The sequence below is a fragment of the Rhodohalobacter sp. genome (assembly GCF_041686455.1).
Taxonomy (GTDB): domain Bacteria; phylum Bacteroidota; class Rhodothermia; order Balneolales; family Balneolaceae; genus Rhodohalobacter.
This window is the reverse complement of record NZ_JAWLDW010000045.1, coordinates 1-19,664: the sequence shown is the minus strand read 5'-3', so window position 1 is coordinate 19,664 and position 19,664 is coordinate 1. Positions and strand designations below refer to the sequence as shown.

At 43.3% G+C, this 19,664-nt stretch carries 17 protein-coding genes; 4 read left to right on the top strand and 13 right to left on the bottom strand.

Annotation, left to right across the window (positions count from 1 at the left end; all coding sequences use genetic code 11):
• Positions 1 to 664: PQQ-dependent sugar dehydrogenase (locus ACESM0_RS07275; protein WP_372905099.1), on the top strand; the 664-nt coding region annotated here is incomplete at its 5' end.
• Between the two features lie 301 nt (positions 665 to 965).
• Here ACESM0_RS07275 and ACESM0_RS07270 read toward each other — a convergent pair.
• The 6 genes from ACESM0_RS07270 to ACESM0_RS07245 all read right to left on the bottom strand — a co-directional run bounded on the left by ACESM0_RS07270 (position 966) and on the right by ACESM0_RS07245 (position 9,276).
• A complete protein-coding gene (locus tag ACESM0_RS07270; RefSeq protein WP_372905097.1) occupies positions 966 to 1,775 on the bottom strand; it encodes a carbon-nitrogen hydrolase family protein in 810 nt (269 codons plus the stop codon).
• Between the two features lie 7 nt (positions 1,776 to 1,782).
• Positions 1,783 to 2,253, bottom strand: coding sequence for a nuclear transport factor 2 family protein (locus tag ACESM0_RS07265; protein WP_372905096.1), 471 nt, complete (start codon positions 2,251 to 2,253; stop codon positions 1,783 to 1,785).
• A gap of 417 nt (positions 2,254 to 2,670) precedes the next feature.
• Positions 2,671 to 4,578: an ABC-F family ATP-binding cassette domain-containing protein gene (locus ACESM0_RS07260; RefSeq protein ID WP_372905094.1), complete on the bottom strand. Its 1,908-nt coding sequence runs from the start codon at positions 4,576 to 4,578 to the stop codon at positions 2,671 to 2,673.
• Positions 4,579 to 4,814: 236 nt separating this feature from the next.
• Entirely contained in the window at positions 4,815 to 5,504 is a 690-nt protein-coding gene (locus ACESM0_RS07255) for an ABC transporter ATP-binding protein (protein ID WP_372905092.1), read from the bottom strand.
• A gap of 27 nt (positions 5,505 to 5,531) precedes the next feature.
• The gene (locus ACESM0_RS07250) at positions 5,532 to 6,785 is read right to left on the bottom strand and encodes an efflux RND transporter periplasmic adaptor subunit (protein ID WP_372905090.1); all 1,254 of its coding nucleotides are present in this window, start codon (positions 6,783 to 6,785) and stop codon (positions 5,532 to 5,534) included.
• A 25-nt stretch (positions 6,786 to 6,810) separates the two neighbouring features.
• Positions 6,811 to 9,276 carry an ABC transporter permease gene (locus tag ACESM0_RS07245; RefSeq protein ID WP_372905088.1) on the bottom strand — a complete coding sequence of 822 codons (2,466 nt, stop codon included), beginning with the start codon at positions 9,274 to 9,276 and terminating at the stop codon, positions 6,811 to 6,813.
• Positions 9,277 to 9,445: 169 nt separating this feature from the next.
• Between ACESM0_RS07245 and ACESM0_RS07240 the strand changes: the two genes are divergently transcribed.
• Both ACESM0_RS07240 and ACESM0_RS07235 read left to right on the top strand, forming a co-directional pair.
• Positions 9,446 to 9,685 carry a DUF3820 family protein gene (locus tag ACESM0_RS07240; protein WP_372905086.1) on the top strand — a complete coding sequence of 80 codons (240 nt, stop codon included), beginning with the start codon at positions 9,446 to 9,448 and terminating at the stop codon, positions 9,683 to 9,685.
• An 11-nt stretch (positions 9,686 to 9,696) separates the two neighbouring features.
• Positions 9,697 to 10,920, top strand: coding sequence for an acetate/propionate family kinase (locus tag ACESM0_RS07235; RefSeq protein ID WP_372905084.1), 1,224 nt, complete (start codon positions 9,697 to 9,699; stop codon positions 10,918 to 10,920).
• A gap of 295 nt (positions 10,921 to 11,215) precedes the next feature.
• Here ACESM0_RS07235 and ACESM0_RS07230 read toward each other — a convergent pair whose 3' ends face one another.
• Complete coding sequence (locus tag ACESM0_RS07230; RefSeq protein WP_372905082.1) at positions 11,216 to 12,418, bottom strand: NAD(P)-dependent oxidoreductase; 1,203 nt, start codon at positions 12,416 to 12,418, stop codon at positions 11,216 to 11,218.
• A 131-nt stretch (positions 12,419 to 12,549) separates the two neighbouring features.
• Between ACESM0_RS07230 and ACESM0_RS07225 the strand changes: the two genes are divergently transcribed.
• Entirely contained in the window at positions 12,550 to 13,296 is a 747-nt protein-coding gene (locus tag ACESM0_RS07225) for a formylglycine-generating enzyme family protein (protein WP_372905080.1), read from the top strand.
• A gap of 4 nt (positions 13,297 to 13,300) precedes the next feature.
• Here ACESM0_RS07225 and ACESM0_RS07220 read toward each other — a convergent pair whose 3' ends face one another.
• The 6 genes from ACESM0_RS07220 to ACESM0_RS07195 all read right to left on the bottom strand — a co-directional run.
• A complete protein-coding gene (locus ACESM0_RS07220) occupies positions 13,301 to 13,690 on the bottom strand; it encodes a TraR/DksA family transcriptional regulator (RefSeq protein WP_372905078.1) in 390 nt (129 codons plus the stop codon).
• Between the two features lie 141 nt (positions 13,691 to 13,831).
• Entirely contained in the window at positions 13,832 to 14,131 is a 300-nt protein-coding gene (locus ACESM0_RS07215) for a PAS domain S-box protein (RefSeq protein WP_372905077.1), read from the bottom strand.
• A 36-nt stretch (positions 14,132 to 14,167) separates the two neighbouring features.
• A complete protein-coding gene (locus ACESM0_RS07210; protein ID WP_372905075.1) occupies positions 14,168 to 15,058 on the bottom strand; it encodes a serine hydrolase in 891 nt (296 codons plus the stop codon).
• A gap of 470 nt (positions 15,059 to 15,528) precedes the next feature.
• On the bottom strand, positions 15,529 to 16,395 hold the full coding sequence (locus tag ACESM0_RS07205; RefSeq protein ID WP_372905073.1) for a cyanophycinase: 867 nt from the start codon (positions 16,393 to 16,395) through the stop codon (positions 15,529 to 15,531).
• 88 nt (positions 16,396 to 16,483) lie between these two features.
• Complete coding sequence (locus ACESM0_RS07200) at positions 16,484 to 17,854, bottom strand: RagB/SusD family nutrient uptake outer membrane protein (RefSeq protein ID WP_372905071.1); 1,371 nt, start codon at positions 17,852 to 17,854, stop codon at positions 16,484 to 16,486.
• 45 nt (positions 17,855 to 17,899) lie between these two features.
• Positions 17,900 to 19,664, bottom strand: a 1,765-nt coding sequence (locus ACESM0_RS07195; protein ID WP_372905069.1) for a SusC/RagA family TonB-linked outer membrane protein, incomplete at its 5' end; no start/stop codon positions are given.

The following is a 19,664-nucleotide window of genomic DNA, read 5'->3' as shown; positions in this document are numbered from 1 at the left end:
AAATTCTACGTTTGCTCTTTCTGTTGGTGATGGCGGAAATCGCCCGGTAAAAACAGGAGATATATTGAGTCGTGAACATGCCCAGATGCTCGATTCCCACCTTGGTAAAATTCTGCATCTCACACAAAACGGTGAGCCTTCTGAGGCTAATCCGTTTTTGGATAAACCGGATGCTCTTCCTGAAATCTGGTCGTTTGGACATCGCAATATTCAGGGACTCGCGTATGATGACGATTCCGGAAATCTTTGGTCGAATGAGCATGGTTCACGCGGAGGTGATGAGCTCAACCTGATCAAACCGGGAGAAAATTACGGCTGGCCCGAGGTAACCTACAGCCGGGAATATTGGTACACAAAGATCTCAGATGAAACCTCCAAACCCGGCATGGTAGATCCAAAAGTGGTGTGGACTCCGGCTCAGGCTCCAAGCGGGCTATTGTTTTACACCGGTGAAATATTCCCTGAATGGCATGGAGACCTGTTCAGCGGTGGACTTCAGGGCGAGCAGGTCAGAAGAATCATCCTGGATGGGGAATCAGTAATGGGTGAGGAGAAGATCCTGATCGGGCGAAGAGTGCGGGATGTAAAACAGGGTCCGGATGGCTATATTTACATCTTAACCGGCCATGATGATGGTGAACTCATACGGATTTTGCCGAAGTAGTGATGCTAATCTCCCCTTGAGGGGAGTACCGCTGTAAGGCGGGGAGGGGTGTTTCTTAGTATGTTTATACACTTCATGTTATAGATTGATTTCGCTGTCATCTTATCCACTTCTGTAACCACAACGAACACAAAGATTGCACAAAGAGCACCAGGGACTTTATGTCCATCTTAACAGAATCTTTAAAGCATGGCATGTACTGACCAAATATTAGTGATTATACCAAAAAGACCTGAAATCACGAAATCTCCCCTTGAGGGGAGTACCACCGTAAGGCGGGGAGGGGTGTTTTTCTGAGGCTTCACAACACCCGATGCTCCAACGAAGGCAGCTTTTTTCGCACCTCCTTCAGATACTCCAAATCCAATTCAGCATAAATCACACCGGGTTCGGTGCCGGCATCAGCTAATATTTTGCCCCACGGGTCGATGATCAAGGAGTGTCCCCAGGTTTTTCTCTTTTTTCCATGTTGTCCGGTCTGTGCCGGGGCAATGACGAAGGCACTGTTTTCGATGGCACGCGCCTGTAATAGCGGCTTCCAGTGAGCTTCCCCGGTCGGACGAGTAAATGCGGAGGGCACAGTAATAATCTCCGCACCTTGTTCTGCCATCTTTCTGTAAAGTTCCGGAAACCGGAGATCGTAACAGATCGAAAGACCGATAGCAGGAAGATTATCCGATTTATAAACAACTCCGTCACGCTTTCCTGCCTGAACCGTATCTGATTCGCGCCAGGTCTCTTCCTCCGAAATCTCAACATCGAACAGGTGAATTTTATCATACGTCGCAGAAATTTCCCCATCAGGATTCACTACAATCGAGCGGTTGTAAATTTTACCGGTTCCCGCCTGTGCCGGATAGCCACCCCCGATAATAGTCACATTCATTTCTTTTGCCCATTCCGGCAATTTCTTTTCAACCTCAGCTGAGATCTCTGAAGACTGTTTCAGCTTTTCTTTCTCATCCCCCAAAAATGCGAAGTTTTCAGGCAGACAAATCAATTTGGCGCCATTTTGTGCCCCTTCCCTAACTCCTTTCTGAACCACCTGCAGGCTGATCTTTACATCAGGCTGACTGTTGAGTTGAACGGCTGCTGCTTTGAGGGTCTTCATAAGGTTGCTATTCATTTTCATTAGGAATGGATGTGGCCTGCCAGGCAACGACCCTCCATTCGCCATCTCGTTTTACAAACGTACCGGTATTGTAGAAATTGAGTTCGGACTCATTCGGATCTGCAAACTCCGCTACCAACCGAAATGCCACTACGGCTGTTTCACCAAAAATCATGATCTGAATATCTTCTCCAGAGTATCGGGTCTCCGGTTCCAAGCTTCGATCGGGATTTTCATTGACCCCACTCATTATGTCCGCTTTGGCAATGCGGTTTCCGTTTGATCCGGTGTAGATCAAATCTTCCGCCCAAAACCGGGCGTGAGTGGCAGCGTCGTTGTAGGAAGCACCTTCCAGAAATTCATGGAGTAGCTCGGTGAGTATCTCTTTTTCTTCTTGATCAGATTGAGCAAAAAGTGAAACAGGAATGGTGAGGATGAGAATCAGCGGCAGATATTTTTTCATAATGATTGTGTTCATGAACATAGGTATTGATCTCATCTATTATAGGAATTTAGAACCCGATCTGCTACCGGATCATTTGATATAAATCCGGATCCGTTACATTGAACCCTTTCAGGGTTCTGAATTCTTCTAACTTCGTAACTCACCTGACAGTATCTGGATTTTCACCGCAGAGGCGCTAAGGACGCAGTGAGTGGCAAAAGTGGAGAAATCTATCTTCTCCTTCGTCATTCGATATTCTTCTGTTCAGTATTCGAAATTCTTTCTTCCCTCAACCCCTTCTCATTCGTCAATCCGCCTGAGGCGGATAAATGTCATTAGCCCCGATTGAAAATCGGGGTAGTAGATTTCAGCTAATTTGTGAACCCCAAATGGGGTTCAATATTTTCCCAAACTGCTTATGAAAGACAAATCGGCAAATTCCTTTAGTGATTAACCCTCGTCTCTTTCCGCAAGATCCATCCAGACCATCGTCTTCTCATCAATCTCTTCGGTAAGTTTGCCATATCGCTCTGATTTCTCTTGAAGCTCCTCAGGATTAAGTGACCCACCGGCCATCTCTTTTTCCAGCTTGGTTTTCTCCTCTTCGAGATTGGCAATCTCTTTCTCGAGCTTATTGAACTCTTTGCGCTCTTTATACGTCAGACTAATAGACTTTTTCTTCTTCGGTTTTGGCTTCGCCTTTTTCTCCTCTTTTTTTGGAGACTTCTTCTCTCGTTCGATACGCCGCTGTTCTGCTTCCTCAGCGTCTTTCAACTCCCGGTATTCCATGTATGTGCCGTGATGATCCCTTATTTCACCGTCTCCCTCAAACACAAAGTAGTGATCTACTAATTTGTCCATAAAAAACCGGTCGTGCGAAACCACAATCAGGCAGCCACCAAATCCTCTTAAGAAATCTTCGATTTTCTGCATGGTCATGAGATCCAAATCATTGGTCGGCTCATCCAGAATTAAGAAATTGGGGTTCTGGATCAGAACCATCATCAGGGCGAGACGCCGTTTCTCTCCACCGCTAAGTTTCCCAACGGGAGTGTACTGAAGCGATCCCGGAAACTGAAAGTGCTCCAGAAATTGAGAAGCCGAAATCTGAGACCCGTCCGACATCTGAATAACCGAGGCAACCTCTTTGATCACATCAATCACGCGTTGACCCTCATCAAAATCTACATCCTGCTGACGGTAGTGACCGAACTGAATCGTTTGCCCGGTATTAATATCACCTGAATCTGCCTCCTCCTCTCTGGTAATAATTTTCAGAAAGGTACTTTTCCCAACTCCATTTTTACCGATAATCCCAATTTTTTCACCTCTATTGAAGGAGTATGAAAAATCATCCAGGATCACGAGATCATCATACGATTTTGAGATATTCTCCATCTCCAGGATCTGTCCGCCCATTCGCTGCATAGATACGTCTAGTTCCAGCTCACTTTCATCACTGCTCTGGGAGACTTTATCTTTTGTCTTGTGAAAAGCATCAATCCGGGATTTCGATTTACCTGTTCGGGCCTTGGGCTGTCTTCTCATCCACTCCAGCTCCTTCTTAAAAAGCTGCCCCGCTTTTTTCATCTCTACTCTCTCCTGCTCTTCACGCTCTGCCTTCTTTTGCAGATAATAGGCGTAATTTCCATTGTGATTGTAAAGCTTTCCGGCATCCATCTCCAGAATATGGTTACAAACCCGATCCAGGAAGTAACGATCGTGAGTCACCATCAACAAGGTGACACTGCTTTTAGCCAGATAATCTTCGAGCCACTCAATCATATCCAGATCAAGATGGTTGGTTGGCTCATCCAGAATCAGAAGATCGGGATCATCCAGCAGAACAAATGCCAGAGCCACTCTCTTCCTCTCACCGCCTGAAAGTGTATTAATGGACCTTTCCAAGTCGTGAATATCAAGGCGGCTTAAAATTTGCTCGAGACGCTGTTCATAATCCCAGGCACTGGCGGCATCCATCGCTGCACTTGCCCGCATATACTCTTCCTGAGTCTCTTCATTAAAGTTTTCGGCCTGCGCCTCTACCGCTTTTTCATATCGCAACACAACTTTGGAAAGGCCGGTGTGTCCTTGTGAAATGTACTCCTGAATGGTTAGATCCGGATTAAGTTCCGGTTCCTGTTCCAGATATCCAACTTTGATATCACTTTGAAACATCACTTCACCGGTATCCTGGACCTCTTTCCCGGCAATGATTTTTAGCAACGTAGATTTTCCCGTTCCGTTTGGGGCAACTAGTGCAGTTTTGTCTCCCTTAGAAAGGCCAAAGGTGATCTTTTCAAATAAAATTTTTGTGCCGAAACTTTTAGAAAGGTTTTCTACAGTCAGATAGGTCATGCAACGAGTCAATCAATTTTCAATGCGATTCAAACCTGAGTTCAAATGGTTATGGCTAATATAGCCAACGCTAAAAGTAGAATTGGGGGTTTGTCCATCTAAAACTATTAAACACCCCTCTCAGTCTCCCCTTGTTAGGGGAGAAGTCATTTTTCACTATCAAATAAACTCAGGTTCACTGTACTGAAAATAAGGTTTTTTACGTCCAACCTCGCCATGAATGCAGAACTTATTTTTCAAGCTTTCGTTTGGTAGACCGGCTCACCCTCTGCAATCATTCCATCTTTCAGGTGTATAATTCGATCTGAATACTCTGCATCAACTGGGGAGTGTGTGACCATAACAATCGTTGTTCCCTGGTCATTGAGCTCTTTAAGCAGCTCCATCACCTCTTTTCCATGGCCCGAATCGAGGTTCCCGGTTGGCTCGTCTGCCAAAATCAATTTGGGGTCTGTAACCACGGCCCGCGCAATGGCCGCCCGTTGTTGCTGGCCACCGGAAAGCTGTTGAGGAAAGTGATTTTTACGGGACGTCATTCCAATTTTATCCAGCGCCTTTTCTACTTTTGCTTTACTTTCTGATGCTTTCAAACCTAAATATTGTAAAGGCAGATCTGCATTTTCGAATACTGTCAGTTCGTCAATCAGATTAAAGCTCTGAAAAATAAACCCGATATTTCCTTTTCTCATCCGCGCCCGGTCTCGCTCTGAGTAACCGGCTGTTTCCTCTCCCAAAAACCGGTAGCTTCCTTCCGTTGGGCTATCCAGCAATCCCATAATATTCAGCAGTGTTGACTTACCACAACCGGAAGGGCCCATGATCGCAACAAATTCACCTTCCCGAACCTCGAGATTTAGACGGTTCAACGCCGTGGTCTCAATCTCATCTGTTCTATAAATTTTTGTCAGGTTTTCTGCTTTGATCATCTTATTTGGTGTTACATTATTGTTATTTCAATCCTCAAGGATTAGCATATCAACTTGCTGAAAGGCATCGTAGCTCGACGTAATGACTTTCTGTCCGGGCTCCAAACCCTCGATCACTTCAAAAAACTCTCGGTTAGATCGTCCCAATCGAACTGCATGCTTCACCGCGCGGTTTTCTTCTTCATCTACTACAAAAACCCAGTTACCTCCGGTTTGTTGAAAAAATGCGCCCCTTGGAAGTAAAAGTGCCATTCCGGAGTCGCCCAGCTCAAGCCGTACCCGAACCGACTGTCCGCGACGAAGAGTCTGCGGAATTTCATCAACAAACTGAAAATCTACCTGAAACTGTCCGTCCTGAATGACCGGATAGACCCGCTCCACAACTACATTGTATGTATCACCGGCAAACTCAAAACTTCCGGATTGACCGGGAGCTACCCTGGCAAGGTAAAACTCATCAATACCTGCTCGTACTTTAAATCCATCCAGTTGATCAATCTGCCCAATCCGTTCGCCTTGCGGGATAGATAGCCCGGGATCCAACTCCATCGTTGATAGTTGCCCCGATATTGGTGCGGTAACAATCAGATTGTCTAAAATCTGCTGTACACCATCCAGGCTGCGCCTCATTCGCTGCTCAGACTGATTGAGTTGAGAAAGCTGCTGATCCATTTGAACGGAATCTCGCCTAAAAGATTCATAGTTCAGATCAAATCGGCTTTTCTGAAATGAGTACTCCAGCTCAGACTCTTCATACTCTTTTAATGAAATCAGCTCCCTGCTAAAAAGAACACTGTCTCTTTCATGCCCGGATTTTGCAAGCTCAAGACGTGTTTTAGAATCTGACAGCTCTTTTTGAAGGTTGAGATGATTTTGCTCCAGATTCAGCCGTGAGTTTCTCACATTGTTAATCTGATCATAAATTCCGGCTTCTTGCTGAAGAACACTAAGCTGTAGTGAAGAATTTGTCAATACAACAATCGTATCCCCCGCCTCTACAATCTCTCCCGACTCGATAAAAATCTGCTGCACAACCCCGCCTTCAACAGCGTCGAGATACGTTGTGCGAATAGGCTGAACGGTTCCGGATACATCAACAAACTCCTGGAAAACTCCTTCGGTGACTTCAGAAATCATCACACGCTCTCTGTCAATCGTAACGGATGATCCTTTATCATTACCGAAGTAGTTGTAAAGAATAAATAGAACGATTGCAACAATCAGAATATATCCTGCTATTCTGATGGGCGACGCTTTCTTTTTTTCAATTTTCTTATCCATGAAACAACATCAACTAAAACTAAACTTATTCATTTTTCAGGCTTTCAGCCGGATTTAGCAAAGCCGCCTTGATTGATTGGGTACTGATCGTGCCAATACTGATCAAAAGGGATAGTATTAAACTTATCACAAAAGTGATCATTAAATAGTACAACAGCTCTATGTGGTACGGGAAACCCGCCAGCCAGCTGTCTGCAGCAAAGTAAATGAGAGGCAGTGCAATCAAGTGCGCTATCAAAATAAGAACAGCGTAATCTTTTGAAAGCAAATAAAATACTCCCGGAGCTGACAGCCCCAGCACTTTTCGTATAGCCACCTCTTTTTCCCGAACTTTCACTGAATATGAAGCCAGGCCAAGTAAGCCAATGCTGCCTACAAAAATAGCGATCAGTGCGAAAACCCCCATTACAGAAGCGACCTTCTGTTCAGTCTCATACAGCTGGTTCAGTCTGTCATCTACAAAAAAGTAATCGAACGGATGAGTTTGATCCAAATCAGCCCAAATAGTTTGAAGGTGTTCAATGGCATCAGAAGGATTATCCGGTGCGAGGCGCACTTTCATATACTCGATATTAGCAATAAGCTGAGTTGTATTCGAAGGAAGATCAAGAATTAAAGGCTCCAGCTCTCTTCGGAGATATGTGTGATTAAAATTCTCAGTGACCCCAATTACCGAGAACTCTTCACCATCCGGATTTCTGAACGTTCTGCCGACTGCATCTTCGGGATCGCCCCAATCCAGGTAATTAACCATCTCTCGATTAATCAATAGAGCCTGATCACCGTCTGTTGAAAAATCCTCAGAAAAATCTCTTCCAGCAATAATCTCAATATCCATTGTCTTTAAAATATCATGGAGTACAAACAACTTGCTGAATGAAGGCGTGTCTTCATTGCCTGAATCGTCAGGTGTATAATCGTATTTCCAGAAATTAGAACCTCCAAAAAGTGTTTGTGAACCCGAAACCTGAAGTATTGATGAGTGATTTAATGCTCTCTGTTTCATCTCATCATAAGACCATATCGCACTGGTCAAGTAAACCGGTACCGCAATTACCTGTTCGGAATCAAATCCAAGATCCTTCTGCTGCAGATGCTGATGTTGAAAATAAACCAGGGAAGTGCCTATCAGCAGAATTGCTGTAATAGAGAATTGAATTGATACAAGGGCTTTTCTTACGCGGGTGCCTTTTTTTCCTTTCGACTGTTTTCCCCGCAAGCTGTCTATCGGGTTAAACGATGAGAGAACAGCTGAAGGATAGAATCCGGCAAGAAGTGCAATTACAACTACAAATACAGAAACTATAATGGCAATTTCCGGCCACTCCAAATTAGCGGACATTAGTTCTCTGCCTGTAAACATTTCAAAATAGGGAAAAGCCAGCCAACCTATTAAAATACCAACTAGGAAAGCAGTTAATGTAAAAATGATGGACTCTACTATGAACTGTCCGGCTATCCCGGAACGTTCGGCCCCCAAAGCTTTTCTCACTCCAACCTCCTTCGATCGGCGAAGTGCAGCTGCCGTCGAAAGATTTATAAAGTTGATGCATGCCAGGGTTAAAATAAAGAGTGCTACAAGTCCAAATAGGTAGACATTTACTGAATTACTGACCGGTTCGATTTCTGCATCAAGGCCTGCCGTTAACCAGATATCATCTAGTGGCTGAAGGCTTAGATCCACGGATTCTGACCCGGTAAAATATTCTTCGTAGTATGGTTCAGATATTTGAGCAATGCTTTGTTCAAGTTCTTGATCATCCACGCCCGGCTCGGTAAGAAGATAGGTCCAAACAGGATTCCATCTCCATCTTGAAACCAACTCTTCATAATTTCCCCATAGATTTCTCAGTGTTGAAAACGGGGTTAAAAAATCAGCTCTAAAATGTGAGTTTTGGGGCCAGTTTTCCATCACACCAGTCACGGTCAGGGCAAACCTGCCCTCAAAATGAAATGTTTTACCCATAGGATCTTCATCCCCAAAGTAGATCCCGGCCACTTCCTCTGTAATAACTACGGAGTTCGGCTCAGATAAAATTTGGCCTGTGTCACCTCTTACCAGGTTAATATCAAACACTTCAAACACTTCAGGATCCGTGAAGAAAAACTTGCTTTGCCGGATAACTACATTATTGTCAGGGTTTTTGATTGAAACACTTTCACTTTCCAAATCAAAAAATCTCACCGTTTTGGCTACGGTACCCTGCAATTCATTGTCGATTAATTCTTTTAACGGGATAGGAGTAGTAACTGCCCGTCCGTCATTTTCACCATTATTTTGAATAGCTTGAGTAACACGATAAATTCGTTCACTTTTTTCGTGATACTCGTCATATGAAAGCTCATTGAGCACATAGATACCTATAAGGAGACAGCTTGCAATGCCAACCGCCAATCCCATTAGATTTACAACAGAAAACAGAGGTGTCCTCCTCCAGTTCCTGAATGCAATCTTTAAAATTAAAAGTAGATTTACCCTGTGCACTCCCATACTATTATCCGATAGTCCTAAAGCTTTCCTTACTTATTCAAGAGTGGCGAAGTGGGTGGCTGTTACAAAAAAGTTTATTTTTAACATTTACATAATTATGTGTTGATCCTTAATACTCTCTTTGCAAAGATTTCCTACATTGAAAACTATGTTTTAATGAGTCCATTATATGTTTGATCGTGCTTTTTTATATAAACTAGTGGTTGCTAAAATGCCTTTTGGGCAATTTAAAGGCAGGAATATTACTTCACTTCCGGTTCACTACCTCGAATGGTTTCATAGAGAAGGGTTTCCCGGTGGAGTTCTAGGTCAGCAACTGGCTACTATGTATGAAATAAAAACCAATGGGCTCGACCATATTCTTGATCCAATAAAAAAAGAGATCAAACATCAACAACATAAATATTAAAGAAATTAGTTATGCTGGTATTAGTCATTAACTGCGGAAGCTCATCTGTTAAATACAATCTAATTCAAACAGAGGAACAGCAAGATGTCTGCAAAGGAATTGTAGAGAGAATCGGTGCTGTAACTTCCATAGTAAAGCACGAACCTGAAGAGAAAAAGCACACGAAAACCACACAGGTTATTGCCAACCACGAAGAGGCTCTGCAGGAAATCATGAACTACCTACTTAATGAGAAGAACGAGATAATCTCTTCACCATCAGATATTAAAGCGGTTGGGCATCGAGTTGTGCACGGTGGTGAGATGTTTAAAGACTCCGTATTGATAGATGAGGATGTTACACATGCCATTGAAGAGGCTTTTGACCTGGCACCACTTCACAATCCGAATAACCTGAAAGGAATTGAAGCTGCAAAAAAACACCTTCCCACAATCCCGCATGTGGCCGTTTTTGACACTGCATTTCATCACTCATTACCCGCAAAAGCTTATCTTTACGGGATTCCTAATCGTCTCTATCGGCGCTATAAAATTCGTAAATATGGATTTCATGGAACATCACATTACTACGTCAGTCGGCAGTATTATAAATTAATCGACAAGCCTGTTGAAGAGACTAAAGTGATTACATGTCATCTTGGAAACGGAGCTTCTATTGCTGCAATTGATGGTGGAAAATCTATAGATACCTCAATGGGATTCACACCTCTTTCAGGTCTTGTGATGGGAACACGAAGCGGGGATCTCGATCCATCTATTCTTTTTTACATCATGGAGAAAGAAGAAATAACAATGAATAGCCTCCATGCTCTTCTGAACAGGCACAGCGGACTGCTTGGCCTGAGTGGATATGCCAGCGACATGCGGGATCTTCTTGAAGAAGCTCGAAACGGAGACCGGCGGTGCCAGCAGGCTGTAGATGTATTCTGCAATAAAGTAAAACAGTTTATTGGATCATATATCGCAACACTAAATGGCTGTGACTCTATCATTTTTACAGCAGGTATTGGCGAAAACTCCGCTGAAATCCGTGAACGAGTACTTGCCAATTTGGATTACATGGGCATAAAAGTTGACTCCGAAAAAAATCAAAATATACAAAGAGGGGAAGTTCAGAAGATAAGTGCTGATGACTCTAAAACAGACATCTACGTTATACCAACCAATGAAGAGCTGGTAATCGCCATTGATGCTGCGAAAATTGCCCAGGCTACACATCAAAGTCCCTGGTTGTAGTTTTAAGGTCCCCTCTCGAGAACTTGTCCGACTACCGGCGGAGGGGATTGAGGGGTGTGTTAAATTGGCTAGAGTTTAGTATTTCAATCTTAACTAGCCTTTCCTATATCTTCTGGACTTAGGTAGACCACTTTAGTCGTTCAGTCGTGTATTTAAACTTTCTCCCATTACTCGACAGTCCGCTTGGAGCGGACCTTCGAATATTTAAAGTATATGTGGATTTCGAAACCTCCCCTCTCGAGAGGGGAAATCGTTAGACCGCTCAAAGCGGTCTGACGGTAATACAATTCATTAACTAACCCCTAGGTACCAGCATCGCGCTAATGACTTCATCCTGGCGTGTGCGGATGTTTTGCAGCACTTTTTCGGTTGGTTCTGCATCCAGTTGAATGGTGCAGCAAGCAGCCAGTTTTCGATCAAAAATTACATTCTCAAGCTCTTGAGCGTTTATTTTTGCTTCTTTCAACTCATTCATCACATTCGCTATAACACCGGGTTTATCGTAATGACGAACGACCAGCTGCCACGGCGACTCTGTATGCTCACACCGGTTCAGCCAGTTTCGAACTTTACCTTCCTGTAGATAGCCCCGTACGATATCTACAGCATCATCGGCAACCGCCATTTGAGCCTGATAGGTACTTGCTCCAATATGATGTGTTATACACACGTTATCTAATCCCTGAAAACGGCTTTCAAACTCGCCTTCTTTAAATTCCGGTTCATCGCTAAATACATCCAGGCCGGCTTTTAACCTTCCGCTTTTCACCTCTTCATATAGAGCGTCTTCATCAACTACACCGTCTCTCGATGTATTAATGAACATTGCTCCGTCTTTTAAAGCAGATAGTACATCTTTAGAAATAATTCCTTTGGTTTCTGCATTCATCGCCAGATGAACACTTAGAATATCGGATACTTTCGCAGCCTCCAAAATGGAGTCCGCATACTCTATTTCCATCTCATCAGCTACTTCCGGAGTTAGCGACCTGGACCATGCCACTACATTTAGTCCAAACCCTTTAGCCCTTTTAATAACTTCCTGACCAATCATACCTGTGCCAATAATCCCTATCGTTTTACCAAACAGGCCATCCGCCTTGGAGTATGCGGCTTTATTCCATTTTCCGTCATTGAAATCTGCTACATTTTGCGGGATAAATCGGTCCAGAGAGAGAATAAGCCCCATGGTAAGTTCTGCAACCGCTATCGCATTTTTTCCGGGACAGTTTGCAACGTAGATTCCCTTACCGCTGGCCGCTTCAATATCAATATTATTTACACCTGCACCGGCCCGGATGATCAGGCTCAATCTTGGACTGTTTTCAATACACTCCCTATTCACAACCGTCGACCTGACAATTAAAATTTGAGCCTCAGACAACCCAGCTCCAAGATCTGATTCTTTCAGCCCAGGATTGTTTTTTACTTTCAGCCCCATCTCTTCCAATTGGTTAACCGCTTCATCCGGCAATTTATCTGCTATGGTAACATTCATAATCTCATCTCTTTTTTAATATGATTGAATTTTCTCTAAATGTACGTAAAGGCTTTTTTTCTACAAAGAATTTGGCGCTGTTTTTGGACTTCCTCAAACATCAAGTTATTTTGTACTAAAACATTAGTACTATGAAATACATTACTTTCTCTCTCTTGTTTTTTCTGGGAGGCTGCGCACTCTTCAAACCCTCCCTTCACTCTCAGCTTGAACCACTCGACATGACCTTTGTTGAAGGCGGCACATTTGTAATGGGTGATGTGATTGAAGAAGAAAATGATGACTCACTTCCACTGCACAAAGTTACCCTGTCCGATTTCTATATCGGAACTTTTGAAGTTACCTACCGCCAGTATGATGCCTTTGCAAGTGCAACCGACAGAGAACTTCCCCGTGATGATGGACGAGGCAGGGGAGAAAGAGCTGTTATTTTTGTGAACTGGTACGACGCACTCGAATTTTGTAAAGCGTATGGATACAGATTGCCAACAGAGCAGGAATGGGAATATGCTGCACGGTCGGGTGGTAAAGAAGAAATCTATGCCGGTACTGTCGACCCTGACAGCCTCGATTATGTGGCCCGCAATAAAAACAATAGCGGCGGATACTCTTTTCTTGTTGGCACCAAAGAACCCAATGGACTGGGGCTTTATGATATGAGTGGAAATGTAGCTGAATATATAGGTGAATACTACCCATTTTATAAAACCGACCCCGATTCTATCGATTACTATCCACTCGAAGAACGCGCCATGCGCGCTATTCGTGGCGGTAGTTTCAATCAGCAGGATAACGTACTGCGAACTTATTGGAGAGTTGGAGTATTAGCAGAACTCGAAAATCATACCATTGGATTTCGATGTGCTGTTTCAACCTAAATAATCAATCTTTAGCTACCACGCTTCTGATCGCATAAGGCATAGCTTCCAGGCGTTCTTTCTGAATCGGCTCACCGGTATCAATACAAATCCCATAATTACCGGTCTCGATTCGATCTAATGCCACAATTATTTGATCCAGTTTTTCTACCTGTTTCTCAATCTTCTTCAGGATCGTAGCTTTGCGATTCTCCTTTGTGCCTAAGTCGGCCTGATGATGATCTTGTGAAGATTGAACATCATCTGCAGTACTATTTAACGAATCTAAACTATCTCTAAGCTCCTGAATCGTTGTTTCGGTCTCTCTCTTTTCCTGATTCAGTTTCTCTTTAAAATGATCGAGCTCTTCTTCGGTTAGTGGTGTATTATTTACCGGTGTTTTTTGAGTAGACATAATAGATCATCATTTAATTAATCTTCTATATATATAACAATGATTTTCAGGCGTCATGAGTTTCTTTAAGTAATCTGCTTGCTGGTCGTTACCTCTACTACAAAGATACTTTGAGTAATATTAGAGAGGATCTCCTGGTTCTCATTTTCTATAATCTTTTTCCAATGGTTCTGAATATTGTTCCAACACTTTTTCAGAACCTGTAAGTGCAACTTCACCAAACGGTTTAATCCACTCTCCTTCTCCACTATCAATGCCGGGCAGAACATCCGTTGTCCTCCTTCCAATCACCTCCTCCCTTTTCAGTCCGGTTAGCTTTTCAAACGCTTCATTGACTTTCAAAAATTTGTAGTCAGCAGGTCTGTTTTCGCTGTCTAGTACAACCTGATGGTAAGCAAAACCGAAAGGAGAAGAGTTTAATATTGATTCTGAGAGCTTCATTTTAAAATTTCGTTCAGTGTACTTTTATCAAATAAATTACTGAGCCCTCTCCGTAAGCCAATCGTAAATTTTCTTTGAAATTTCGCGCCCCACATCTCTCCCCCGATCTTCATCGGGCAGGTTTTTGGAGAGAAAAATCAGAACATACGATTGTCCGTCTGGCAGATAAAATATCCCCGAATCGTGACGCACACCTGTAATAAACCCGGTTTTATTTGCAGCAACCACATCGTCGGGCAGATATTCAGGAAGCACATCCTGGTAATATTGATCTTTTAATACCTCAACCATCACGCTGTCCATTTCCGGACTCACCGCCGTTCCATTGGCGATATGCTCATAAATGATCCCGAGATCTTTTGCCGTTGTGCGGTTGCTAAGCCCTTGATCAAAGGCTTTCAGATCCTCCACTCCGCGCAGAACCTGTATATTTTCTGCCCCCAGGTCACGCATGGTTTCTGTTGTCTCTTCGGCGCCCACAAGGCGAATCAAAAGGTTGGTGGTTAAATTGCTGCTGTAGGTGATCATTGCGTGGTTCAAATCGTAAAGGGTGGCCATCTCGCCAACGCGGCGCTCAAATGGATCATCTCCGTCAGGATCCAGTGTTAGCTGAAATTCTGATCCATCCACAATACTGTAGAACTTGTTTTCCACCTCAATAGAGTCGGATAGTTCAAACTCCCCGGCTTCAGCCCTACGAAACAGTTCAATCATTACCGGGGTTTTCATCGTGCTGGCGGCATGAAACAGTGTATCCTCATTGATGGCAAAGAATCGATCCGGCTCCTGCAAATGCTGAAACCAAATGGCAAATGTACCTTCTTCCTCTGAAATATGATTTTCAATATCGGCCTTAAGCTGATCAACGGATTTTGGAGATGAGCAGGCAGAAACGAAAAGCAGGGCAAACAGTAAATATTTATACATATATAGATTTGTTGGACTTAAGATTTTCTATCAGAAAATATAAAAACGGATGAACATTTCCGGTTAATTCTTATTTCAATATAATTGAGAAGGCTTTGCAAAAATAGCGAAAAGGTGTCCTTCTGAGCCCGCCTGCGCTAAAGCTTCTGCAGACAGGCCTGCTAGTTCCCAAAAGCATTCGGAAATCGGAAGATGGGCCCGCCGAAGAATCTCTAGTCTGTACCTACGAATTAGGAGATCCTTCGCTACCACTCAGGATGACTATTTCGTCACCCTGAGCTTGTCGAAGGGTCTACTGATGTAAATCTTTAGTATGGGTAGATCTTCCACTGCCGTTCCCCGTAAAACAGTCGGGCCACAGCAGGATGACATATAAGGTTTTGCAAAGCCTTCTTATAGAATATTCACATCTAATCATCCCCCATACCCCCTTCAAAGGGGGATTTTCCATCCTCACATTCTCATTTCCATCAATCTATATCAAACATTTCCCCGGGCAGATAGATATCGAGCTGAATATTCCGGGCGCCTATCTTTCCATTTTCAACTTTTGCCTCACCTGATCGATTTTGATACACCAAAACCTGCGAATTTCCTACCACTTCGGCTTGGTTTCTCTTTACAAGAATTGCCGTCGATTCACTGATACCAATCCCGACATGATCCGGATACTCCATCACGGCCGTCAGCAGCCGATTGTTTCTGGCCCGCTCTACAAAGTGCTGATCCACAATCACTCCTTCAATTAATCCAAGTCCTTCATCTGTTACCATGTTATCCTTCTCCAGATGGTAAAACGTTGAGGTGTAGTCCGGATAGTTGGTCTGGTCTCCTGTGATCATAACTCGGCTCATAATGGCCGCGCCGGCACTGGTACCCGCTATCATCGCTCCGTTCATGTATGCGTTTTCGATGGAGCCTGCAATTTCGGGAACAGATTCCACAGCTTCCATAAAGCGAGACTGGGAACCGCCTGTAATATAAATTAAGGATGCATTTTCGAGAGAATCAGAAGCTGATTCTGAAAACTCGTGCCGTCGCTCAAAATCGTAGAAGCGAGTATTCTCAATGGCCTTCTCCCTGAACTGTCGCTCGCCATAGTAGCCGGATGTATCGGGGTCAAAACCTGACATGGTTAAAACAATCGCGTAATTTTCCGGATTCTCAAGTTCCGTTTCTGCGATAATCCGATCGAGCATTACGTCCGGCCGGCTGCCGCCACCGATGATGAGCAGAGAGCCTTCAGGACTGTTTACATTTGAACCTTCTCTTTCAGTACATGAAAAGCTAATTAAAGCTGCCGAAATGATTCCAATAAGTAATAGATGTTTTTTCATTTCTGATGTTTTATTCGTTGTCATAAAAAAAGCACCGAAGCGTGAACTCCGGTGCTTGTACAAAATTTACAAATCCTGTCAATTCAGCTTAGCACTGAGTTCCATCATATGTTGGGTTTTGACATAGGTTTGGATTTGCATCTAAATCTCTACGAGGTATTGGCAGAACGAGTTTTGGATCATCGAATGATCTGGTTCCAACGTTCCGTTGATTACGCTTAATATCATGAAGCAGATTTCCTTCAAACATCAGCTCAAGCTTTCGCTCCAAGAGAATTGCGTCCAGGTCAAGATCAACTTCATCCAATGGATCGAGATTTACACGATCACGAATTCGGTTGATATCATTGAGGGGTGTATCCCCTTCATCTTCACCCAAAACAAAGTTTGCCTCTGCTCGAGTAAGATACATCTCAGCCAGACGAATTACGTTCACCTGATCATCTGTTGGGCGGTTCCATTTACCTGATCGAAGAACTCCTTCAGCAGGATCTTCATAAAACAGGTCTAACCGTTCGTCACCCGCCTCATATTCATCAATGTGCAGTTGATTGATATCGATATCGCCACGACTGTCTGCACTATAAAATGTGAACAAACTATTTGTTCCATCCTGCGCACTGTTCTGCATGGCAAAAATATCTTCTGTCGTATTTTCAGGTTGATTGAAAACATCGGCAAATGTTGAACGAAGTTCATAAAGATCCGATTCAATCACCCTATTAGCTTCGTCACGTGCTTCTTCATACTCTCCCCTTTGCAAGTGAACCCGAGAAAGTACTGCGCTGGCAATCATAGAGTTTACGTAGTAGGATCGCTCTGGATTGACATCATCCAGTAGATTTTTTCCGTCTCTCAAATCATCAATGATCTGATTATAAACTGCATCTACCGATGCACGAGAAACATTTGCTTCCTCACCAATTTCAGTAGTTGGTGTTAAAACCAATGGCACACCTGGTTGATTATTTGCCTGCCCGGCTTCATATGGAGGTGCAAAAAAACGGATTAATTCAAAGTAGATCATACCGCGAATCAATTTAGCTTCCCCTTCAACACGATCTTTATCAGCTCCTTCGAGTAAATCGAGCCCACTCAGAGCTGTATTTAAGATATTTATAGTGTCGTATGAGTCAATCCACGTTGACGTTAGCTGACCATTGTCATAGAGCTGCTCTTTGGCCCAGATTTGACGGGGGCCAAAAAATGTACCGGTAAAGTCAAACTCACCGGATGCTGCTAAAAAATCAGCCGTCATCATATACCAGCCACCGTAGAGGTCGCCATCACCCATTGCATCGTAAGCACCAACAAGAACAGATTTTACGTTATCTGCATCGGTCAATACCTGTTCCGAGTCAATAGACTGGTATGGGTCTACTTCTAGCAAACCATCACAAGCAGGCAGTATAAACAAAGCAACTGCGAGTCCTGTTATATAGAATTTTAGTTTTTTCATAATATCAATATTTAAAACTTTTTGATTTACAATGACTTATTTGGATTAAAAGCCAATGTTAACACCGAATGAGATAGTTCGGGCCTGAGGTACTGAATAAAATTCATTACCAATATTCAGGTTATTTGACTGACTATAAAGGTCAGTATTCACTTCAGGGTCCCATCCGGGATAATCTGTAAAGGTCAGGAGATTTAAACCTGAAACGTAGAGCCGAACTCTTTGCAGATTTAATCTGTCTAATGCGCTCTGCGGCAGAGTATATCCAAAAACTACATTCTTCAGCCGCAGGTATGAAGCATCATGAATATATCTTGAAGATGGGTTTGATCCATTTCCACCAAAGAGTCTCGCCTCAGGCACATCTGTAATATCGCCGGGCTCTTGCCACCTGTTCAGCTGGTTCTTTGTTTGATTATCAAAGAAATCTCCGTTAGCAGACTGGTATCGACCACCGCCATTGTAAATATCGTTTCCGTAAACAAACTGCAGAAGAACATTTAAATCGAAATTCTTGTAGCTGAACCTGTTACCCAGCCCACCGATAAAGTCAGGGTTTGGATCACCAATCACTACATCATTTGCTTCAGAATAACTATTAGTTGTTCCCGCGTCGTAATCTTTTCCATCTTCGCTGTGGAGGTGGTAGAGGGCATCTCCGTTATCGGGATCTACACCCGCATACTCTTTACCCCACATTACGGCAATGGGCTCACCTTCAACAGCTCTATTCAGGAAACCACCCGTAATAACCTGTCCATCAAGATCTGTAATCTTGTTACTATTGAATGCAATATTGAAGTTTGATGTCCACTGAAATTCACCAACCAGGTTGTGTGTATTCAATACAAACTCAAACCCTTTATTTTCCAGCTCACCAACGTTTCGCAGTTGAGATGTAAAGCCTGAAGTTGCAGGAACATTTACGTTCAATAGTAGGTCATCTGTTTTCTTGATATAGTAGTCAACCTCACCACTGATTCGATCACCTACCAATTCAAAGTCAAGACCGAAGTTATACTGAGCAGTTCGCTCCCATTTTAAATCCGGATTTGGTGTCTGACTAGGAGAAAGTCCAGAAAGACCCGCATACCCTGTTCCGCCATACAATCCTCTTGATGGGAAATTACCGATGTTGGCATTGCCCGTTAAACCATAACTGGCTCTGAATTTAAGAAAACTCAGGAAATCTACATCACTCATGAACTCCTCTCGGCTCACAATCCAACCTGCAGATATTGACGGAAAGAAACCATATCGTTCATTCGAACCGAACCTCGAAGAACCGTCTACACGGGCACTTGCTGACAGCAAGTATCGATCCTTAAACGTATAGTTCGCTCTTGAGAAATAAGAGAGAAACCTGAAAACGGTCTGGGTCGTTGATCCGCCTGTAATATCAGCAGCACTTGCCAACTTTGTAAAACTATCGGTAGGAAAGTTCGTACCTGATACAAACGTCAGATAGCGATCGGAACTTTGGTAACTCATACCGGCCACTGCAGTCAGTTTGTGATCTTCAGCAAACTGTGTGTCCCACGTCAGATAATTGTTTGTCGTGTAATTCACAATATTTACAATTCGTGAATCACCATATCCATTCGTATTCTCACCAGCATTGGTGTTTCTATCGGCATAGTAATCTTCATTCTGGAACAATAGATCTAAACCCAGATCACTTCTAAACTGAAGGTTTGGAAGAATGCTATAATCGGCATAAAGATTACCAACATTCCTAAATACAGTCTGGTTGTTGTCTACACCCTGAACGTGACGAATAAAGTTATAATAGAGTGTATTCTCATTTGGC

Coding starts and splice junctions, on each gene's coding strand:
- ACESM0_RS07270 (WP_372905097.1), bottom strand. CDS start 1,775: ATGAAGACCCTCAAAGCAGCAGCCGTTCAACTCAACAGTCAGCCTGAT.
- ACESM0_RS07265 (WP_372905096.1), bottom strand. CDS start 2,253: ATGAACACAATCATTATGAAAAAATATCTGCCGCTGATTCTCATCCTC.
- ACESM0_RS07260 (WP_372905094.1), bottom strand. CDS start 4,578: ATGACCTATCTGACTGTAGAAAACCTTTCTAAAAGTTTCGGCACAAAA.
- ACESM0_RS07255 (WP_372905092.1), bottom strand. CDS start 5,504: ATGATCAAAGCAGAAAACCTGACAAAAATTTATAGAACAGATGAGATT.
- ACESM0_RS07250 (WP_372905090.1), bottom strand. CDS start 6,785: ATGGATAAGAAAATTGAAAAAAAGAAAGCGTCGCCCATCAGAATAGCA.
- ACESM0_RS07245 (WP_372905088.1), bottom strand. CDS start 9,276: ATGGGAGTGCACAGGGTAAATCTACTTTTAATTTTAAAGATTGCATTC.
- ACESM0_RS07240 (WP_372905086.1), top strand. CDS start 9,446: ATGTTTGATCGTGCTTTTTTATATAAACTAGTGGTTGCTAAAATGCCT.
- ACESM0_RS07235 (WP_372905084.1), top strand. CDS start 9,697: ATGCTGGTATTAGTCATTAACTGCGGAAGCTCATCTGTTAAATACAAT.
- ACESM0_RS07230 (WP_372905082.1), bottom strand. CDS start 12,418: ATGAATGTTACCATAGCAGATAAATTGCCGGATGAAGCGGTTAACCAA.
- ACESM0_RS07225 (WP_372905080.1), top strand. CDS start 12,550: ATGAAATACATTACTTTCTCTCTCTTGTTTTTTCTGGGAGGCTGCGCA.
- ACESM0_RS07220 (WP_372905078.1), bottom strand. CDS start 13,690: ATGTCTACTCAAAAAACACCGGTAAATAATACACCACTAACCGAAGAA.
- ACESM0_RS07215 (WP_372905077.1), bottom strand. CDS start 14,131: ATGAAGCTCTCAGAATCAATATTAAACTCTTCTCCTTTCGGTTTTGCT.
- ACESM0_RS07210 (WP_372905075.1), bottom strand. CDS start 15,058: ATGTATAAATATTTACTGTTTGCCCTGCTTTTCGTTTCTGCCTGCTCA.
- ACESM0_RS07205 (WP_372905073.1), bottom strand. CDS start 16,395: ATGAAAAAACATCTATTACTTATTGGAATCATTTCGGCAGCTTTAATT.
- ACESM0_RS07200 (WP_372905071.1), bottom strand. CDS start 17,854: ATGAAAAAACTAAAATTCTATATAACAGGACTCGCAGTTGCTTTGTTT.